Consider the following 19698-nt stretch of genomic DNA (forward strand, 5'->3'; position numbering starts at 1 on the left):
ATGCAGCGCGACCTTGCCAGCCTCTGGCATCCCTGCACACAGATGAAGGACCACGAAACCCTGCCGGTTACACCGATCAAACGCGGCAAGGGCGTGTGGCTTGAGGATTTTGAAGGCAATCGTTACCTCGATGCGGTCAGCTCATGGTGGGTCAACATCTTCGGCCACGCCAATGAACGCATTAACGCGCGTATCCACGAACAGCTCGACACCCTGGAGCACGTAATCCTGTCGGGATTCACCCATCAGCCGGTTGTCGAGCTGTCCGAGCGTCTCGGCCGGCTCGCTCCCGACGGGCTCGGGCACTGCTTCTACGCCGATAACGGCTCGTCGGCGATCGAAGTGGCGCTGAAGATGAGCTATCACTACTGGCGCAACGTCGGGCGCGACGAAAAGAAGCGCTTTCTGACCATCACCAATGGCTATCACGGCGAGACGCTCGGCGCTTTGGCGGTCGGCGACGTCGCACTCTATACCGCAACCTATCAGTCGCTGCTGCTCGACGTACTCAAGGTACCCGCGCCGGACTGCTACGGCCTGCCGCGCGAACAGTGGGATGCTCACGCCCGCGCCATGTTCGCCCATATGGAAGAGGCGCTGGCCCGTCATCATCACGAGCTCGCCGCGGTGATCGTCGAGCCGCTGATCCAGTGTGCCGGCGGTATGCGCATGTATCCGCCACTCTATCTCACACTGCTGCGCGAGGCCTGCGACCGCTACGGCGTGCATCTGATTCTCGACGAGATCGCGGTCGGTTTCGGTCGTACCGGCACGATGTTCGCCTGCGAGCAGGCCGCCATCCGCCCCGACTTCCTGTGTCTGTCGAAGGCATTAACCGGCGGCTACCTGCCGCTGTCGGTGGTGATGACCACCGATGAGATTTACAACGCCTTCTACGATGATTACACCACTCTGCGCGCCTTCCTCCATTCACACAGCTACACCGGCAACCCGCTTGCCTGTGCGGCGGCGCTGGCAACCCTCGATATCTTCGAACAGGACGATGTGATCAACGCCAACCGCGCCAAGAGCGATCATATCGAGCGTGTCACCAGCGGGTTTCGAGATCATCCACAGGTTGGCGATGTGCGTCAGACCGGCATGGTGGTGGCCATCGAGATGGTCAAGGACAAGGTCAACCAGACGCCCTACCCCTGGCAGGAACGACGTGGCCTCAGAGTCTTCGAGCACGCCATGTCGCGCGGCGCGCTGCTGCGCCCGCTGGGTAATGTGATCTACTGGATGCCACCCTATGTAATCGAGCACGACGAGATCGACTTTCTCGCCGAGGTCACCAGCGAGGGTCTCGATATCGCCACGCGCGACTAGCCCGCCGCTTGACGCTTCGCCTCGAGATGTGGCGCCAGCTGACGCATGACGGTGACCCGCTGGCCGCGATAATCGTCCTCTTCGAGCTGTTGCCAGCCAAGTCGAGCATAAAGACGCTGCTGATCGGGTGTGTAGAGATAAAGCGCCACGTAGCCGGCAGCGAAAGCGACCTGTTCGACATGGCGTACCAGCCGCGAGGCGATGCCACGACGGCGATACTTCGGCGCGACGATCACCGCCGCCAGCCACGGCGTACGGCGCGGCATATCAGGCATGTCGTATTCGATTAACCTGGCCGTGCCCACTGGCGTCTCGCCGTATAGCGCTACGTAGGTCGAAGGCACAGCGGTTGATGTGCAGGCCGCACACAGCCGCTCCAGTACAGCTGCCTCGCTGTCATTGGCACGCAAGTGACCCCACTGAGTGAAATGCCACTGCGCAATAACCGGCAGCGCAGGGTGATCAGGCGTCAGCCGTACGATCTTCATTGCATCACCGCAGGCATCGGTCATGGTTGCTCTCCTTGGCGGCTCTGCTTGACCATGACGGTCACGCGCTCACCGCACCAGCCAACATTCTCCAGACGCCTCCAGCCGAGCCGCTCATAGAGAGTCTGCTGGTCAGGCGTGTAGAGATAAAGCGTATCGATGCCAGTCGAGAACGCCACCTTTTCAGCATGACGTACCAGCTGTGAGGCAATGCCGCGCCGTCGGTATTGGGGTACCACAAACACCGACGCCAGCCACGGCGACCACTCGGGGCGCAGATCCATGTCGTAGGCAAGCAGCTGAACGCTGCCCACTGGCTGTCCGTCGATCATGGCCGCATAGGTAGAAGGAACTACTTGTGACGTGCATTCACGACGTAGTTCGGCCAATGTCAACGTACAATTGGTGCCGGGACGCAGATAACCCCATTGAACGAAATGCCAGTGGGCTAATACTGGTAACGCATCGTGTTCCGGCGTCAGCCTGACGACCTCATTCACAGGGCTTTGCCTCTTCTTATTACTTTGTCATCAATGTTTGATTTTGATACCTTTTATTTAAAACACAAGATAACGGTATAAAAAATTTATCTATTAACTAACGTGCCAATTGCTGCCATTAAGCTTGATCGGATAAAGAACGCTGGCGGAAGGTATGTTAAATTTGCGGTTTGCTGCTTGTGCCATGCTCAGGCTATATCAACTACGCCGCATGGTTAACGGGCAATACCTGACCGTCAAAGGTACGTAGCGTAGATCGCTCACCGATTGCGGCTTCAAAAGAGCCTGGGTGAGAGTTCAGGGGTGCGGGCAGATGGTGTAAAATATTGCCTTTTCCTGTCAGTCGCTTAATTCCTTAATGTAATATACACATTAAAATTTATACCTTTTAATTCTTTTGGTAGACCGCTAGCATGCTCCCCTGCCCAGGGACGAGATGAGGAAATCCCGATGTCACAAGGCCCCCTACTCGATACCAACAGTCCTTTGAACGCCGATCAGGCGCGCCAGCTCAATGAAGCATTGGCTACCCTGAACGCTAATCAGATGACTTGGTTGAGTGGGTATCTCGCTGGAATGAATGCCAGCGGCGCTGCCGCTGCTCCATCGACCCCAGTCGAGACATCATCCACCGCTGTAACCGAAATCACCGTACTCTACGGTAGCCAGACAGGTAACGCCGAAGGCGTCGCCGAGCTGGCCGCCGACCGTGCCCGTGCGCACGGCTTCAACGTCCGAGTGGCCGACATGGCCGACTTCGACAAGAAGGATTTCAAGAACGTCACCAACTTCATGATCGTAGTGAGCACGCAAGGTGAGGGCGAACCGCCCGATACTGCGCAGGGCTTCTATGAATTGATGTACGGTCGAAAGGCACCAAAGCTTGATGGCGTGCATTTTTCCGTACTGGCGCTTGGTGACTCCAGCTACGAACACTTCTGTCAGGTCGGCAAGAATCTCGATGCTCGCTTTGCTGAACTGGGTGCCGAACGTATCTTCGATCGTCAGGATTGTGACGTCGATTACGACGAACCTGCTGAAGCATGGATTGAGTCAGTTCTTGACCGTTATGCTGAACTCTCCGGCGCCGGCAGTAATGCCGCGGCAAACGCCGGCATGGCGATGTCAGGTGGCGCTGTGCCCGCCGAAACATCTCAGTATTCGAAAAAGAATCCTTTCCAGGCTGAAGTACTCGACGCGGTCGTCCTCAATGGGCGCGGATCCGACAAGGAAACCCGCCATATCGAGTTGTCACTTGAAGGCTCGGGACTGACCTACGAGCCTGGTGACGCCCTTGGCGTTGTGCCGCAGAACGATCCTGCCTATGTTGATAGCCTGATCGAAACGCTGCGCATGGATGCCGGGCATGATCTTGGCGAAGGCAAGCGGTTGCGTGACGCACTACTGTCTGAGTTCGAAGTCACGACGTTGACACGTCCATTTCTGGAGCACTGGGCAGAAGTCTCGGATGCTGCCGAATTGCGCCGCCTGCTGGGCGAAGATGCTCGCGATGAGTTGCGTGACTGGCTTTACGGTCGCCATATCATCGACGTTCTTGAGCACTTCCCTGTCGAGGGGCTCGATGCGCAGGAATTTACCCGAGCACTGCGCAAGCTGCCGCCGCGGCTTTACTCGATCGCCTCAAGCCTCAATGCCAACCCCGACGAGGTGCATCTGACCGTCGGGATCGTGCGCTACGAAGCACATGGGCGACTGCGCAATGGCGTAACCAGTACTTATCTGGCCGACCGCATCCAACCAGGCGACAACGTGCCGATCTATATCGATCGTAACAAGAATTTCAAGCTTCCCTTTGACTCCAATGCTCCGATCATCATGGTTGGGCCAGGCACGGGTGTTGCCCCGTTCCGCGCCTTCATGCAGGAGCGTGAAGAGATGGGTGCCGAAGGCAAGAACTGGCTATTCTTTGGTGATCGGCGCTTCAGAAGCGATTTCCTGTATCAGACCGAATGGCTGAACTGGCGTGAAAAAGGCCTGCTCAACCGTCTTGACGTGGCTTTCTCACGTGACCAGCAGGAAAAGGTCTATGTTCAGGATCGTATGCGCGAAAATGCGCACGACATCTATGCCTGGTTAGAAGAAGGCGCCCATTTCTATGTCTGTGGCGACGGCGAACGCATGGCTGCCGATGTTCATCAGGCGTTGATTGATGTCGTACGTGAACAGGGTGGACGCAGCGAAGACGCCGCTGCGGACTATATCCGCGACTTGCAGAAAGCCAAGCGCTACCAGCGGGACGTGTATTAATCATGACCAATATTATCGAGAAGCTGCGCGATGTTTCGCTTGATGAACTTGCAGCCAATGAAAAGCTGAAGGTCGGTGCGGACTATCTGCGTGGCAGGCTGATGGAAAGCATGGCCGACCGTGCAACAGGCGCGGTCGTTGAAGACGATACCCAGCTGACCAAGTTTCACGGTTTCTACATGCAGGATGACCGTGACGTGCGCAACGAGCGCCGTCAGCAGAAGCTTGAGCCACTTTACTCCTTCATGGTCCGCCTGCGCATGCCGGGCGGCGTAATGACATCCGATCAATGGTTGAAGCTTGACGATGTGGCACAGAAGTATGCCAACGGCACGTTGCGCATCACCACGCGTCAGACCTTCCAGTATCACGGCGTATTCAAGGACAACCTGCGCGCGCACCTGAAGGCCGTCAACGAGGCCATGCTCGACACGATTGCGGCTTGTGGTGACGTTAACCGTAACGTGATCAGCACGGCCAATCCGCATGTATCGTCGATTCACCGTCAGGTGTACGAGCTGGCCGGTGATATCAGCGCTCATCTGCTGCCGAGTACCCGTGCCTACCATGAAATTTTTCTCGGGGAAGAGCGCGTTGCTGGCGGTCCGGAAGAGCAAGAGCCGCTTTATACCAAGCATTACCTGCCACGCAAGTTCAAGATTGCGTTAACGATTCCGCCCGAAAATGATGTTGATGTCTTCGCGCATGATCTGGGCTTTATCGCTCATGTTGAAAATGGCGAACTCAAAGGCTTCAACGTCAGCGTTGGCGGTGGCATGGGTATGACCCACGGTGAACCATCGACGTACCCACGTACCGGTGATGTCATTGGTTACTGCCCCGTGGATCAAGTCATTGATGTATCCGAAAAGGTCATGCTGGTTCAGCGTGACAACGGCGATCGCCGTAACCGTAAACATGCGCGGATGAAATACACCGTTGATGATCACGGCCCAGAATGGTTCCGTGCCGAGCTGGAAAGCTATCTCGGCTACGCGCTAGAAGAGCCGCGTGAGTTCCAGTTCGACAATAACGGTGACCGCTACGGCTGGTATCAGGGTGAAAACGGTCAGTGGCATTACGGTATGTATGTGGAAAATGGCCGTATCGCTGATTTCGTCGAGACGAACCGTCAGCTGATGACCGGTATGCGTGAGATCGCCAAGATCCACGACAACGATATCGTGCTGACCACTAACCAGAACCTGATCATCACCAACGTCGCAGAAGACAAGCGTGCTGTAATCGATGCACTGATCGAGCAGTACAACATGGTCCGCACCACTACCCCGCTGCGCCGTCAGTCAATGGCTTGCGTTGCCTTCCCAACATGTGGGCTGGCGATGGCCGAGAGCGAGCGCTATATGCCTTCGCTGCTCGACAAACTCGATGCTGTTATGGCTGATGCGGGGCTATCCGACGACGCCATTGTTGTGCGGATGACGGGCTGCCCCAACGGCTGCGCACGTCCTTACCTGGCCGAGATCGGCTTCGTTGGCAAGGCACTCGGGCGCTACAACCTTTACTTGGGTGGCAATTTCACCGGTCAGCGGCTGAACAAGCTCTACCGTGAGAATATTGATGAAGCCACTATTCTTGGCGAGCTGACACCGCTGATTCATCGCTACGCCAAGGAACGCGAAGAGGGTGAATATTTCGGCGACTTCGTGATCCGTGCCGGTGTGATCAAGGAAACGACAGCAGGTCGTAATTTCCACGAGCAGTAAGCAATAACGCAGTCCGTCATATCAGCACTAAACAAAAAGCTCCGTCTGTTTAACAGGCGGAGCTTTTTAATTTATAGCACTATCAGAGCAACTCTCTATCTAACATCCCACAGCAACCGACACTCCAAGTATGCCACTCGGAGCGCCGATTAGCTCAACATGTTAACCAGCTAAGCTCGGGGCCGAAGACTTACAGGGCGAACTTGGCCGGCGGTTCTTCAGCATAAGCGTCATCGACCCAGGAAGGATAGGTCTCATGCCGGTCCCAAACCTGATAATGCAGCCTGGAGAGCATGATCGGATCATCAAGCAACAGCAGGCGCGTTTTGTTATCTAGCTTGGCTGGCCCTCCTACCAACGCCTGCCGCACTATGCTTTGACGCCGCGACTCGATTGCCTCCGACTTGCCATGTCGAGCAGTCCCCATCGCACAAGCAAATGCATTATCGACGGGGTCAACGACAGTTTGTACAAACGAAGGCGCCGGTGGGCGCGCTTTATTGACCGCCAGATATTTCTTGGTGCGACGGAGTTCACGCGGCGGCCAAGTTTCTTCGGGTATCCGGAACAGGCGCTGCCTGAATGCCCCCTGCCCCAGCCCAACCTTACTGGTCAGTACCGACACTGGAATGGAGACAATCAGCGCACCCACAATCGGCGACAGCCACCATAAAAAGCGCGGATCAAGCAAGGATACCCCGATGACCCAGACAATCCCCAACAAGGTCTGGAAACCATGGCGCTTAACAGCATCGCTCCAGGGGGTCTCGCTTCCCTCACGGGAAGGTGACTTCCACTTTACTTGAATGCCCAGGAACGCAGCAGCGACAAATCGGGTATGAAACAGCATCCTGACCGGTGCCAGCAGCATCGAAATGATCGACTCAAGCACCATGCTACATAGCAACTTGAACCCACCACCATAGAACTTGGCACCCTTGTACCACAACAGCACAACGCTCAGGATCTTCGGCAAAAACAGCAAAGTCAACGTTGCCGAGAACAGTGCCACTGCCCTTCCGGGATGCCACTCAGGCCAACGCGGAAACATCATCCCCGCTTCGGGGAAATAATCCGGGGTGGTCAGCGTATGCACGGCCAGCAAGATGGTCGACAGGACAAGGAACAGGAACCACAGAGGCGCCGAGAGATACGACATCACACCGGTCAGGAACACGGCGCGATGCACCGGATGCATGCCCTTGACCAGAAACAGCCGGAAGTTCATCAGGTTGCCCTGACACCAACGCCGGTCGCGCTGTAACTCATCGATCAGATTGGGCGGCATTTCTTCATAGCTGCCCGGCAGATCGTAGGCAATCCATACGCCGTAACCCGCACGACGCATTAGCGCCGCTTCGACGAAATCATGAGACAGAATTTCACCAGAGAGCGAGCCCCGCCCCGGCAAGGGCGCCAAGGAACAGTAATGCATGAACGGCGCGACACGAATGATGGCATTGTGGCCCCAATAGTGCGACTCACCTAGCTGCCAGAAATGCAGGCCAGCGGTAAACAGTGGCCCATACACACGGGTCGAGAACTGCTGCATACGGGCATAGAAGTTTTCGCTGCCCGAGGCAATCGGCCCTGACTGGATAATACCCGCGTTAGGGTTGGCTTCCATCAATTGGACGAGGCGCTTCAGGCAGCTGCCGCTCATCACGCTGTCGGCATCGAGTACGACCATATAACGATAGTTGCCACCCCAGCGACGGCAAAAGTCATCAATGTTGCCGCTCTTGCGCTTCACCCGCCGTTGCCGACGACGATAGAAAATACGCCCGAAGCCTTTGACCTCACGGCATAACCTGAGCCAGGCATGATTTTCCGCCACGCAGATATCGGGATCATAGGAGTCGCTCAAGATATAGAAATCGAAACGATCTCCGCTCCCGGTCGCCATGACTGATTCATAGGTGGCCTTTAAGCCGGCAAAGACACGCGGCACATCCTCGTTACAGATCGGCATGACAATCGCGGTACGAGCATCTTCCTCAATTTCCTCATCACCGATACTGGATGCGGAAATACTGTAGCGATCCTGTCCTTTCATAAGCTGAAAGAACCCCATGAGCGCCGTCCAGAATCCCGCCGACACCCAGGCGAACAGCAAAGCAAACAGAATAATAACGGCAAGCTCAAGCGGCTGCTGGCCTTGGTAAGGCAAAACTGATGTCATGTATCCTACAGCCATGACGCTTTGCGAAATCACCAGTAGCAGCAGGATATATCGTCGAATCATGCCGACTTTCTGCCAGCGCGGTCGGCCGGGCGGCTTAGGTGCCGTAGACTTGCGTGTCCAGGCTTTTTGCAACCCCAGACGCAAACGCACGCCCTTGATCACACGTTTGAGCGGGCTGGTCGTCCAGGGCCGCGGCGCCATCGATGTACGCGCAATGGGCGGCATCGATTTCAAGCATGCACGGCCTTCGGTATCGACCGCCAAAATCTCCGGCGGAGCTAAAGGAGAAGAACCATAGGCTAATTCAAGACGGCGCAACACCGAGGCGCTAGCCGGATCATCCTGTGGCACTGACCGCTTGCCAAGCGCTTCATGCACCTTGAAAAGCGGTTGATCTTCTTCGGCGAGGCCCAGCAGTTCACGTCGGGCGCTTAGCTCGCGGGCCTGGAACGCCAAGCGTTCCAGGTAATCCCGAGCAGGACTGTAATAAAGAGTATGATCACGCATCAGATGGCAGCATATTGCTCCATGTTTCCGATAGCCGCTGGCCTTGACCATCCTTCAGGAAAGCGCGCGTATCAATCGGTTTGGCAGGATCTTTCGGCTTCATACGCAGTTCGAGACGATAACCACCGAACACGGGGTTACGTTCGACATTTGAACTGACGAGCTCACCGTTATCGCCCATGCTGATATCGGCGGTAACGTTGGCGTCCGGTGCGAGCGCCTTGAGCCCTGGACCAACGAAGTCGAGAACAAACGATGTCGTCCCATCAGGCTCGCGGACTAGATTGGTCTTTTTGATTTCGCCCCGCGAACGCAATGTCTGGGTTACCCAGGCAAGATCCGGATTGTGGAACTTGGCTTCGTTCGTCGTCCAATTGATCCGGTAATTGAAGTCGATCGGCTGCCCTGGCTGCAGTGAGGTTGTCGGCCGCCAGAACGAAACAATATTATCATTGGTCTCGTTGGGCGTCGGAATCTCAACCAGCTCGACCTGACCTTCACCCCATCCATTCTGAGGTTCAATCCATGCGCTGGGACGAAGGTCATAGCGATCATCCAGGTCCTGATAATCGCGGAAATTATGGCTGCGCTGCAGCAGGCCAAATCCGCGAGGATTGTTTGCCTGGAAAGAGTTTACCGCCAGCTTCTTGGGATTAACCAGCGGACGCCATACCCAGTCGCCTTCGCTGGCATTGACTGCTAACCCGTTGGAATCGTGAATCGCCGGACGGTAGTTAACCGACGGTGACGGCTGGTTCGGTCCATACAAGAACATGCTGGTCAATGGCGCGATGCCTAGCTTGGTCACTTCACGGCGCAGGTAGATCTGCGACTGAACATCGACCACTGCATCATCCCCCGGACGCAGGATGTAACGGTAGGCTCCGGTCGCACTAGGAGAATCAAGTAGCGCATAAATAGTCAGGTACTTGTCGTCAGGCTCAGGTCTTACTACCCAGAACTCCTTGAAGCGTGGAAATTCTTCACCTGAGCTCAGCGCCGTATCGATGGCCAATCCCCGCCCGGACAGGCCGTAACGCTGCCCCTTTCCTACCACACGGAAATAGCTCGCACCCAGGAAGACCATGACTTCTTCCTTGCGCTCACTATTGATGGGGTAATTGATCTTGAAGCCGGCAAAACCAAGGTTCTTGAGTGCCTCTGGGTCAATCTTCAAATCACCGAAATTAAAATCATCCGGGCTGTATTTGACCGCTTTCACATCCTCGCCGTTGATGGTGTTGACCTTGATCGGCGTATTGTAGTGCATCCCTTCGTGAAAGAAGCTCAGCGTGAAGGGCAAATTCTGATCGGCCCAGACCGCATGATCCTTCTTGAAGCTGATCTTGGCATAATCCTGATATTGGAGCTTACTTAGCGGGTCGGAAAGATTGCTTTGTGGCGCGTTATACCCGCGCTGTGAAAGGGTCTTAGCCTGTTCGGCAACATCTTCAAAGCCAAACGAGAATGCAGCTTGTGCCGCCAGCATGGCAGCAAATCCTACTGTTACGGCAGCAAACCGTTTGAAAGGCATCGAAGCACTTCGACGCGATACATCAGCATGACTGGAAGTCACTAGCAACTCCTCACGAACGTCCTTAAAAGAGGGCCGTTTAAAAAATCTGAGATTCGCAGAATTTTATTATTCCGACAAGACATCTACAGCTTGGGCCCTACTACATAATTTCCTGAATTAACTTCTGGCTTAACCATCCGCTTTAGTCATTTAGCCCCACTTTGACTAGGCAAAGCAACATTATGTTTTAGTTGGTTTTTTGTTGTCGCAATGTTACTTCAGATAGCAAACTCTACTGAATTATTATCCTTCACCTGACTGGTACTGACAGCGCTTCATCGCTTACGAAGCGCATTTCCCTGCAATTAATATACCCGACAGATAACGATTATAGGTATCCCTGTCGGAGCAATTGCCTCGCTTAGCCTAGAAGTTATTACATCAGTTTATTGCGGCTTTCTATATTCAAAAGCGCTCACCGTACCTGCGTTAGGGTTGTATTTTATCAATATGATTTATCGCACTACTTGATAGCTTATTCAGCGTAGACGTTATAACGTCGCGCAAGCGGGCCAGACAATATTGCGAGCGGTAGAATAAAGAGCAACGAGACAAGCGCCATGGCCCACTGCGGCGTTACCGGCAAATTGACCATCAGCGTACTTAGCAGTGACCCGCCACTCATCTGAAAGACACCTACCAATGCCGCCGCGGTACCGGCCCGATCAGGAAAAGGTTCAAGCGCCAGACTCACTACCGAGCCCAGCGCAAACGAGAAACCAACGGATAGCACTGCAATCGGCAACATGAACACCCATGCCGACAGCGGCAGCCATATGGCGGCTACCGCGTGCAGCGCACCGGAAAGCAGCATGACAATCAGCCCAAGCTGGGCCGTTCCGAGCCTGCCAACCCAGCCAATCAGCCGCGGTGCAAACATGAATGCGGCGATGTTGACCACCGCGTTGGCACCGAACCACCCACTGAAAGCCAACTCGGAATAACCCAGTTGATCAACCAGAACAACCGGCGCCGTCGCGACATAGATCAGGATCAAGGCCATCCCCGTCAGGGCAACGCAGGCAAAGTATAGGAAGCGGAAGCTCTTGAGCATGGGGGCATAGCGCCGCCAGTGATAAAGCGCCTCATCTTGGTGTCCCGTTTGAGTACGTGTTTCGCCAAATTGGGCATAAGCGCATGCCAGCACACCAAGCGCAAACGCCACCATGAAAGCAAACGTGCTGCGCCAACCGAAAGCAATGGCCAATGTCCCGCCGATGGCTGGTGCCAGTGCCGGGATGGTGCATAGCGCTCCATTTAGATAGCTGTAAATCCTGGCGCCTTGCGTTGGCGTGAAGCTATCACGCACCGCAGCGAAGGCCACGACAGAGGTAGCGCACGCCCCCATTCCTTGCAGCACACGGGCGGCATATAAATATTCAAGCGTGGGCGCCATCATTCCCAACAGAGAACCTGTAGCAAAAGCGACTGCACCCCAGAGCGCAACGGGACGGCGTCCGAAACGATCAGATAACGGCCCGATCAGCAGTTGCCCCAAACCTACGGTGAACAGAAACAGCGTAATGGTCACCTGCAACGAACTCGTCGAGCGCGCGAAGTCACGTGTCATGTCAGGTAGCGAAGGTAAATATATATCCACCCCCATGGGAGTCAGCATGACAAAGCCAATCAGCAGAGCGATTAGCCAACGAGCGCGATAAACGGACACGTGATACTCCTGATGTACGGGGACGGCTACCTTAACCGTCTCTCCTGCCTTTGCGAATCATCGCTATCGTCAGTTTCATAAAAAACGGTGCAATACAGCATGATGCATGTCGACCGGTAGTGCATCATCCGCTGCATCACTTAAAAAGGAAAAATCGTCGAATTCAAACCCCGGCGCCACCGTGCATCCTACCAGCGTATAGTCTCCCGTCGATTCAGCCGCTTGATAGCATCCACCCGGCACAACCGCACAATAATCTCCGCAACCAGCGCCAATCACTGTTTCCTCCACATGGCTTTGCTGATATCGGATGAGCCGAATAGGCGCTCCTTCATAGACGTGCCATAACTCATCGTGAAGAACCTTGTGAAAGCGACTAACCTCACCATGCATCAACATAAAATAGATGTGGGTCACTGCGGCACGTTGATCACATGCCGCAGTGGAGTAAACCGACTGTGAGGCCTGATACACCTGACGATAATGGCCACCTTCGGGATGAGGGGTTAAACCGTAGCGCTCGATTAAGGCCCGCATCATGTCGCACTCCTCTTAATGAACGATAATGACAAGGCATCGTATCGCCATTTTATAATCAAGCCGACGACAAGACGCCTTGGCTGTTTGACAGGGCATCCGTCTGATATATACCTATCGCTCTATACCCAGCGTGACAGATCGCGGCAATTGTAGCGGCCAGGTTGCGACTACCAAGGATGGTTGAGGATAAACATTATGGCTAACGACGGCCTCAAGCTGGACAAGACAGAAGAAGAGAAAAACCGCGAACAAGAAGATGACAATCATGTGTCATCTCAGCAAAAAACCGAGCAAGCAAAAGGCGAGGAAAGCGAACAGGAAGAAGGTGAACCGGACGAAAAAAGCTTGCCTTCACAAGCAGCCGCAGTTCACGAGCGCATTCGTGCCGATGGAAAAAAAGAGCTTGAACGTGACGGCTTCGCCCTGCTCTGGTCGGCGATCGCCGCTGGTATCACCATGAGTTCATCGATGGTCGCCAAAGGGCTTTTACAGGCTCACCTGCCTGACAGCGACGTTGGTTTTCTGGTGGACAGCTTTGGCTACACACTAGGGTTTATTCTCGTCATTCTGGCTCGGCAGCAGCTTTTTACCGAAAACACTGTCACTGCCGTACTACCGGTGATGAGCAGCCCTACGCTCAATAATTTCGGTATTTTAATGCGGCTATGGGGCGTGGTATTGCTTGGCAATGTCATCGGTTCAGGATTGGCCGCCACCACGTTTACCTTTATGCCGATGTTTGATAGCGAGACACACCACGCCTTTCTCTCTATCGGTCATAAAGTCATGGAAAACTCGCCATGGGAGATGTTTTCCAAAGGCGTCATTGCCGGCTGGTTGATTGCGACCATGGTCTGGGTCATACCCTCGGCTGATCAAGCCAAGGTATGGATTATTCTGCTTATCACGTACGTAGTGGCCATAGGTGATTTCACTCACATCATTGTCGGTGCCACCGAAATCACCTATCTCGTGCTCAACAGCGACACCAGCTGGACCTCAGCACTGTTCCGCTTCGGTATTCCGGTACTATTAGGCAACATTATCGGCGGCACTTTCATTTTCGCGCTGATCAGTCATGCCCAGATTCGCAACGACATGCATATCCAACAAAAGAAACCTGGCAAGCATGGCCTGCGTCACAAGGAATGATGTATTGATTGCAGCATCAGATACGACAACGCCCGGCCATGCCGGGCGTTGTCGTTAGTGCCTTGGAATCTGATCATCAATCAGGATCGCCTACTTTTACATACTCCTCGCGAATGGGCTGACCGGCAAAATAAGCCTCGAGGATCTCACGCACACCAGCGGCATAGCGCGCCTGGGCTGGCAACGTCGAGCCCGAAACGTGAGGCGTCATGTTGTTGTGCGGCATGGTCCGCCAAGGATGATCCTTGGCCGGAGGCTGCGGATACCAGACATCACCTGCATAACCCGCAAGATGGCCACTTTCAAGTGCTTCGACTACCGCGTCACGATCGCACAGCTCGGCGCGCGCCGTGTTGATCAGATAGGTGCCACGCTTCATCTTGCTGATCATTTCAGCGTCAACAATATGCTTGGTTTCCTTGGTCAGCGGCGCATTGAGCGTAATCACGTCACAGGTCTTGGCCAGCTCTTCCATATTCTCGCACCAGGTCAGGCCATACTCTTTCTCAAGGTCTTCCGGGCGACGATGATGGGAGTTGTAATACAGCTCAACGTCAAACGGTTTGAGCCGCTTGAGTACCGCAAAGCCGATCCGTCCCAGGGCCAGCGTGCCCACCTTCATGCCCTCAAAATCGTAGGCGCGCTTTACACTGTCGGCAATATTCCAACCGCCATCGACCGCCCACTGATGGGACGGAACAAAATTGCGCACCAGGCTCAGGATCAGCATTACCACGTGCTCCGCAACGCTGATGCTGTTGGACTGGGTAACCTCGACCACCTTGACCCCGTGCTTTTCCGCTGCGTCCATGTCGACGTGGTCGGAGCCGACACCAGCGGTGATCGCCAGCTTTAGTTTCTTCGCTTTCTCGAGACGCTTGGCATCGAGATAAGCTGGCCAGAACGGCTGAGAGATGACGATATCGGCCTCCGACAGCTCACGCTCGAATTCTGAATCCTCTCCATCCTTGTCAGAGGTGACGATGAATTCATGGCCGTTGTCTTCAAGGAACTTGCGCAGCCCCAACTCACCCGATACATCACCCAGCAGTTCGCCAGGCGTAAAATCGATCGCACTGGGCTGAGGCGCAGTCTGCCCATCAGGATATTTATCAATCTTGGGAATATCTTCACGGGCGTAATCGGTGGGATGCCCATCGATGGGATCGTCATATAAAACACAAAGTATTCTCGCCATAACCTGCCTACCTCCTTGTAGATGAATAAAGCCATGGACCAACCATTAGCCGACTAGCTTTATGCAGCGTAGAAAAATATGGCAGTGTTGACAGGCCGAGAGCGGAGAAAAAGATTAACGAAATGTATCTCTGCCCTGATAACCCCACATGACCGAATCAGCAGGCAACCAGCGCCAGTTCGAGATCGTTGCGTCATGCTCTGGCGTTTTCTCCTGCTCATCCGCCTTCTTTTGACATCTTTTCACCCTGCCAGTTCTCCACATAAAGACGCTTGATAAGCACCATCAGCAACACCAGCAGCGGCCCCGCCATCAACAGTCCCACCGCACCGGATACCAGTCCGAGAGCGACCTGAAGCGTGATTAGCAGTCCAGGCGGCATCTTAACGACGCGCCGCTGCACATAGGGCGTGATGAGGTAGCTTTCCAACGTCTGCACCGCGATATACAGCACCAGCACATGCCACATCGCACTCGTAGATTGAGAGAAAGCCACCAGTAGGGCCGGAACTGCCGCAATAATCGGACCGACGTTGGGAATAAAGACCAACAGCCCCGCCAGCAGACTGAGTGAAAAGGCCATGGGAATACCCAGCCACCACAACCCCAGCCCGGTTAGAACGCCGATCACACTCATCGAGACGAGCCGCCCCACTAGCCACCAGGCCATTTTGTGCTTGATCTCTTCGAGCAGGTCGGCCGTACCGCTGCGCTGCCGGGCAGGCACGAGCTGCAGCAGTCCGGCCTCGTAAGTACCGGGCTCGAAGGCAACGTACAGGCCGATAAAGAGAATGAAGACGATATTGAATGCCGCGCCGAACGTGGAAGAAAAGACCATTTCGAAGCGTGAAAACCAGCCTTTGAAGACGTTACCACCGGATTGAAACTGCTCGACCTGATCAAGCAATTGATCGCCGAGCGGCCAGCCGTGCATCTGCTGTTCCAGTCCCGAGAGAGAATTCGGCAAGACCTGCATCAATAGCTGAAACTGCTGGGTGATATTGGACGCGAAATTGAAACAAAACAGCGTGAACAACCCCGTGATAGCGATCAAGACAATGACCAGTGCCCAGCGCTGGGAGAGAAAACTATGATGGCCTAACCAGCTGGCGGGCAGGGAAAGCGCCAGCGCCAAGAGTAGCCCCGCGAAGGCCAGCAACAGTATCTCCAGGCCAAACCAGACCACCAGCAACAGCATTACCGTTAAAGCGATAATACCGGTGGAGATCCATACCTTACGGGCATATTCACTCAAGCGGTGACTACCATCGGGTTCGCGCACGCCTACCCTCCTTGTTGATTCGCTTCCATCGCGCCGGGCCATGTCCCCAAAGCCGACATGACGCCAGCCGCTGTCTATCATGGCTTTTCACGTTCGACTTCGCGCTTAAACAATCTAGCGCGGCATGAAAGGATAGACTACGCAGAACGGGGCAGGCGTCGGCCAGCAATGCGGCTTGGTTCATGTATAACGCGCAGCACTAATGGAGCCCACCGCTCTCACCTGTCATAATGGCCCCTTGCTTAACACATCGATCGACTATGCCATGAAATATGTAGGAGCCCACGTCAGTGCGGCCGGCGGTGCCGACAAAGCTATTGCACGCGCCCATGACATCGGGGCGACAGCCTTTGCCCTGTTCACCAAAAATCAACGTCAATGGCACGCCAAGCCACTGACCGAGGCGACGATCAATGCGTTCAAGGCAGAGTGTCGCAAGTACGGCTATGGCCCTGAGCAGATCCTGCCCCATGACAGTTACTTGATCAATTTAGGCCATCCCGAGGCGGAGGCACTGGCCAAATCGCGTGCCGCCTTTCTTGATGAAATGCAGCGCTGTGAGCAGCTCGGCCTGACACTTCTCAATTTCCATCCCGGTTGCCATCTACGTAAGATCAGCGAGTCGGATTGCCTGAAAATCATCGCTGAGTCACTTAACGAAGTACTCGACCAGACCCGCGGCGTTACTGCGGTAATTGAAAATACTGCGGGGCAAGGCAGTAACCTCGGGTTTCGCTTCGAGCACCTCGCTGAAATCATCGAGCAAGTCGAGGACAAATCCCGAGTCGGCGTGTGCATAGACACCTGCCATGCGTTTGTTGCCGGTTATGACCTGCGCACCCACAAGGCAGCCGAGGCTACGCTCGACGAGTTTGGCGCCGTGGTCGGCTTCGAGTATCTGCGCGGCATGCACCTCAATGATGCCAAAACCACGCTAGGCAGCCGCGTTGATCGTCACCACAGTCTGGGACAAGGCAATATCGGCCTTGAGGCGTTCACGACGATCATGCGCGATACACGGATTAAAAACATTCCGATGATCCTCGAAACTATCGAGCCGGAAATCTGGTCAGAAGAGATCGCCTGGCTAAACGTGCAGGCCTGCACCGGCTCGGAGGCACTCGCGCCCTCTTGAGCTCCGCGTCTCACTCAATGGAGCGTCCATGTACGCAGAAGATACGTTCAGTTGGCTTGGCGAAAAGCTCGGCGACGTCATCCGTTTTATCGTTGGGCTGTTCTCAGGCGTGTTCGGTAACCTGTTTGGCGCCATAGATGGCTTCGTTCAGGGGCTCACCGGTTCGCTGGGCATGAGTTCTTCACTTTTAAGTCTGGTGGCGCTGGCCATTGGGCTGCTGTTTCTCTATAGCGCCGTACGTGCCTTTCTGCGTCGCGCCATTGTTGGCGGTGTCATCCGCTTGATCATCGGTATGCTAGTGTTAAGCAGCCTGATCAATTGATGTTACAACCCTGTGTGTTTTGGTCATAACAAAAGCCCGCTGCGGTGGCAGCGGGCTTTTTTTTACCTAACTTTTCTTTGCCATTAGCGCATCACCATTAGCGCATCACGCTTTATTCGACCAGCGCGGCCAGTCCGGAGCGCTCACCTCGCTCACTGGTGTCGCGGGCAATGTTGATTGCCGAAATCATCGCCTTCAATGACGCACTGACGGTATCGCTGTCTTGGGCTACGGCGCAGATACGCTGGCCCTCGACGTTAAGTTGCACGAAAGCGATGGCATTGGCCTCGCTGCCTTCGCCAAGCGCATGTTCGCTGTAGTCGATTACGCTGACGCGCTGTCCGGTATGCTCTTGCCAGGCATTCATGAATGCTGACATCGCGCCATTCCCCTCGCCCGCGAGCTTGATCGTTTCATCCCCCTCACGCAGGGTAATGTTCAGCCCTTCCTCAGCACCACGCGCCAAACGATAGTCCACCAGCGTCAGCGGTGCTTCACGGGTGAATGTCTCGAACATCAGGTCACGGATCGCATCACTGGAAAGTTCACCGGAAACGCGCTCGCTCGCCGCCTGCACATGCGGTGCCAGAGCCAGCATCATCCAGCGCGGCAGGCTGATGCCATGATCCCGCTCAAGCAGAAACGCCATGCCGCCCTTGCCGGACTGGCTGTTGACGCGAATCACCGCCTGGTAATCGCGACCGATGTCACGCGGATCGATCGGCAGATAGGCAACTTGCCACGGCTCGTCCGGGCGCTGCTTCTTGAGCGACTTGCGAATCGCGTCCTGGTGACTGCCGGAAAAGGCGGTGTAGACCATTTCGCCGATCCAGGGGTGGCGTGGATGAATCGGCAGACCGGTGCAGGCATTGACCACCTCGACAATCTCATCGGGGTTGGCCAGATCAAGCTCGGGGTCGATGCCCTGGCTGTAGAGATTCATCGCCAGAGTGACGATATCCATGTTGCCGGTGCGCTCGCCATTACCCAGCAGCGTGCCTTCAACGCGCTCGGCCCCCGCCAACAATGCAAGCTCAGCCGAAGCCACCGCACCACCGCGGTCATTGTGGGTGTGCACCGAGATAATCACGCAGTCGCGGCGGCTGATGTGCTGACAGAAATACTCGATCTGGTCAGCGTGATGATGAGGGCCCGCCACTTCTACTGTCGTGGGGAGATTGAGAATGCAGCGCTTCTCCGGCGTCGGCTGCCAGACATCCATTACCGCTTCGCAGATTGCCAGAGAGAAATCGATTTCGGTGCTGGAAAAGCTTTCCGGTGAGTACTGGAAGCGCCAATCGACCTCGGGATAGCGCTCAGCCTGCTCTTTGATCCAGCGCGCACCGTTGACAGCGATCTCGGTGATACCGGCACGGTCCATCTCGAATACGCGCTCGCGCTGTACCGTCGAGGTCGAATTGTAAAGGTGAATAATCGCGCGCTTGACGCCAACCAAGGCTTCAAAGGTGCGTTCAATCAGATGTTCACGCGCCTGAACCAGCACGGCAATGGTGACATCATCAGGAATCTGGTTTTCCTCGATCAACCAGCGTACGAAGTCATAGTCGGGCTGGCTTGCGGAGGGGAAACCAACCATCACTTCCTTGATGCCGACCTTGATGATCAAGTGCCAGAAGCGTTTCTTCTGCTCGACGCTCATCGGCTCAAGCAGCGCCTGATTACCGTCACGCAGGTCCTCGCTGACCCAGATCGGGGCGCGCTCGAGGTCGCGGTCAGGCCATTGACGATCAAATGCGGGCACACGCGGCGTGGGACGATATTTGCGATGGTCGAAGGCAGTCATGAGCGTATCCTGGCAA

The 19698-nt window shown here is 55.2% G+C and carries 15 protein-coding genes; 6 read left to right on the forward strand and 9 right to left on the reverse strand.

The window, feature by feature from the left end:
* Positions 1-1329 (forward strand): adenosylmethionine--8-amino-7-oxononanoate transaminase, encoded by a 1329-nt coding sequence (locus C3Z11_RS07025; RefSeq protein WP_449577910.1) that lies wholly within the window; start codon positions 1-3, stop codon positions 1327-1329.
* Here the strand turns inward: C3Z11_RS07025 and C3Z11_RS07030 are convergent.
* Both C3Z11_RS07030 and C3Z11_RS07035 read right to left on the reverse strand, forming a co-directional pair.
* Positions 1326-1841 carry a GNAT family N-acetyltransferase gene (locus tag C3Z11_RS07030; RefSeq protein WP_262927282.1) on the reverse strand — a complete coding sequence of 172 codons (516 nt, stop codon included), beginning with the start codon at positions 1839-1841 and terminating at the stop codon, positions 1326-1328. The genes C3Z11_RS07025 and C3Z11_RS07030 overlap by 4 nt on opposite strands.
* Entirely contained in the window at positions 1838-2317 is a 480-nt protein-coding gene (locus C3Z11_RS07035; RefSeq protein ID WP_106477241.1) for a GNAT family N-acetyltransferase, read from the reverse strand. The genes C3Z11_RS07030 and C3Z11_RS07035 overlap by 4 nt, the downstream gene beginning before the upstream one ends.
* Positions 2318-2767: 450 nt before the next feature.
* Here C3Z11_RS07035 and C3Z11_RS07040 point away from each other — a divergent pair, with 450 nt between their 5' ends.
* Both C3Z11_RS07040 and C3Z11_RS07045 read left to right on the forward strand, forming a co-directional pair.
* Entirely contained in the window at positions 2768-4585 is a 1818-nt protein-coding gene (locus C3Z11_RS07040; RefSeq protein ID WP_106477242.1) for an assimilatory sulfite reductase (NADPH) flavoprotein subunit, read from the forward strand.
* A 2-nt stretch (positions 4586-4587) separates the two neighbouring features.
* On the forward strand, positions 4588-6312 hold the full coding sequence (locus tag C3Z11_RS07045; protein ID WP_106477243.1) for an NADPH-dependent assimilatory sulfite reductase hemoprotein subunit: 1725 nt from the start codon (positions 4588-4590) through the stop codon (positions 6310-6312).
* Positions 6313-6502: 190 nt separating this feature from the next.
* On the opposite strand, the gene mdoH is transcribed toward C3Z11_RS07045, so the two are convergent.
* The 4 genes from mdoH to C3Z11_RS07065 form a co-directional block, all read right to left on the reverse strand.
* Positions 6503-9004: a glucans biosynthesis glucosyltransferase MdoH gene (gene mdoH / locus C3Z11_RS07050; protein WP_106477244.1), complete on the reverse strand. Its 2502-nt coding sequence runs from the start codon at positions 9002-9004 to the stop codon at positions 6503-6505.
* On the reverse strand, positions 8997-10580 hold the full coding sequence (locus tag C3Z11_RS07055) for a glucan biosynthesis protein G (protein ID WP_317450657.1): 1584 nt from the start codon (positions 10578-10580) through the stop codon (positions 8997-8999). Before C3Z11_RS07055 ends, mdoH begins: the two co-directional genes overlap by 8 nt.
* 475 nt (positions 10581-11055) lie before the next feature.
* Positions 11056-12249, reverse strand: coding sequence for a multidrug effflux MFS transporter (locus tag C3Z11_RS07060; RefSeq protein WP_262927283.1), 1194 nt, complete (start codon positions 12247-12249; stop codon positions 11056-11058).
* A 75-nt stretch (positions 12250-12324) separates the two neighbouring features.
* On the reverse strand, positions 12325-12789 hold the full coding sequence (locus C3Z11_RS07065) for a cupin domain-containing protein (RefSeq protein ID WP_106477245.1): 465 nt from the start codon (positions 12787-12789) through the stop codon (positions 12325-12327).
* A 195-nt stretch (positions 12790-12984) separates the two neighbouring features.
* On the opposite strand from C3Z11_RS07065, the gene C3Z11_RS07070 reads away from it, so the two are divergent.
* On the forward strand, positions 12985-13941 hold the full coding sequence (locus C3Z11_RS07070) for a formate/nitrite transporter family protein (RefSeq protein ID WP_106477246.1): 957 nt from the start codon (positions 12985-12987) through the stop codon (positions 13939-13941).
* A 76-nt stretch (positions 13942-14017) separates the two neighbouring features.
* On the opposite strand, the gene C3Z11_RS07075 is transcribed toward C3Z11_RS07070, so the two are convergent.
* Both C3Z11_RS07075 and C3Z11_RS07080 read right to left on the reverse strand, forming a co-directional pair.
* Positions 14018-15139, reverse strand: a complete 1122-nt coding sequence (locus C3Z11_RS07075; RefSeq protein ID WP_106477247.1) for an NAD-dependent formate dehydrogenase — start codon at positions 15137-15139, stop codon at positions 14018-14020.
* Positions 15140-15356: 217 nt separating this feature from the next.
* Positions 15357-16421, reverse strand: coding sequence for an AI-2E family transporter (locus C3Z11_RS07080; RefSeq protein ID WP_158700941.1), 1065 nt, complete (start codon positions 16419-16421; stop codon positions 15357-15359).
* Between the two features lie 265 nt (positions 16422-16686).
* On the opposite strand from C3Z11_RS07080, the gene nfo reads away from it, so the two are divergent.
* Positions 16687-17556, forward strand: a complete 870-nt coding sequence (gene nfo / locus C3Z11_RS07085; protein ID WP_106477747.1) for a deoxyribonuclease IV — start codon at positions 16687-16689, stop codon at positions 17554-17556.
* A 28-nt stretch (positions 17557-17584) separates the two neighbouring features.
* Positions 17585-17878: a hypothetical protein gene (locus tag C3Z11_RS07090; protein WP_106477249.1), complete on the forward strand. Its 294-nt coding sequence runs from the start codon at positions 17585-17587 to the stop codon at positions 17876-17878.
* A 112-nt stretch (positions 17879-17990) separates the two neighbouring features.
* Here C3Z11_RS07090 and C3Z11_RS07095 read toward each other — a convergent pair whose 3' ends face one another.
* Positions 17991-19682, reverse strand: coding sequence for a 2-isopropylmalate synthase (locus tag C3Z11_RS07095; protein ID WP_106477748.1), 1692 nt, complete (start codon positions 19680-19682; stop codon positions 17991-17993).
* Positions 19683-19698 lie beyond the last annotated feature (16 nt).

The organism is Phytohalomonas tamaricis (assembly GCF_003012345.1).
GTDB classification, from domain to species: Bacteria; Pseudomonadota; Gammaproteobacteria; order Pseudomonadales; family Halomonadaceae; genus Phytohalomonas; species Phytohalomonas tamaricis.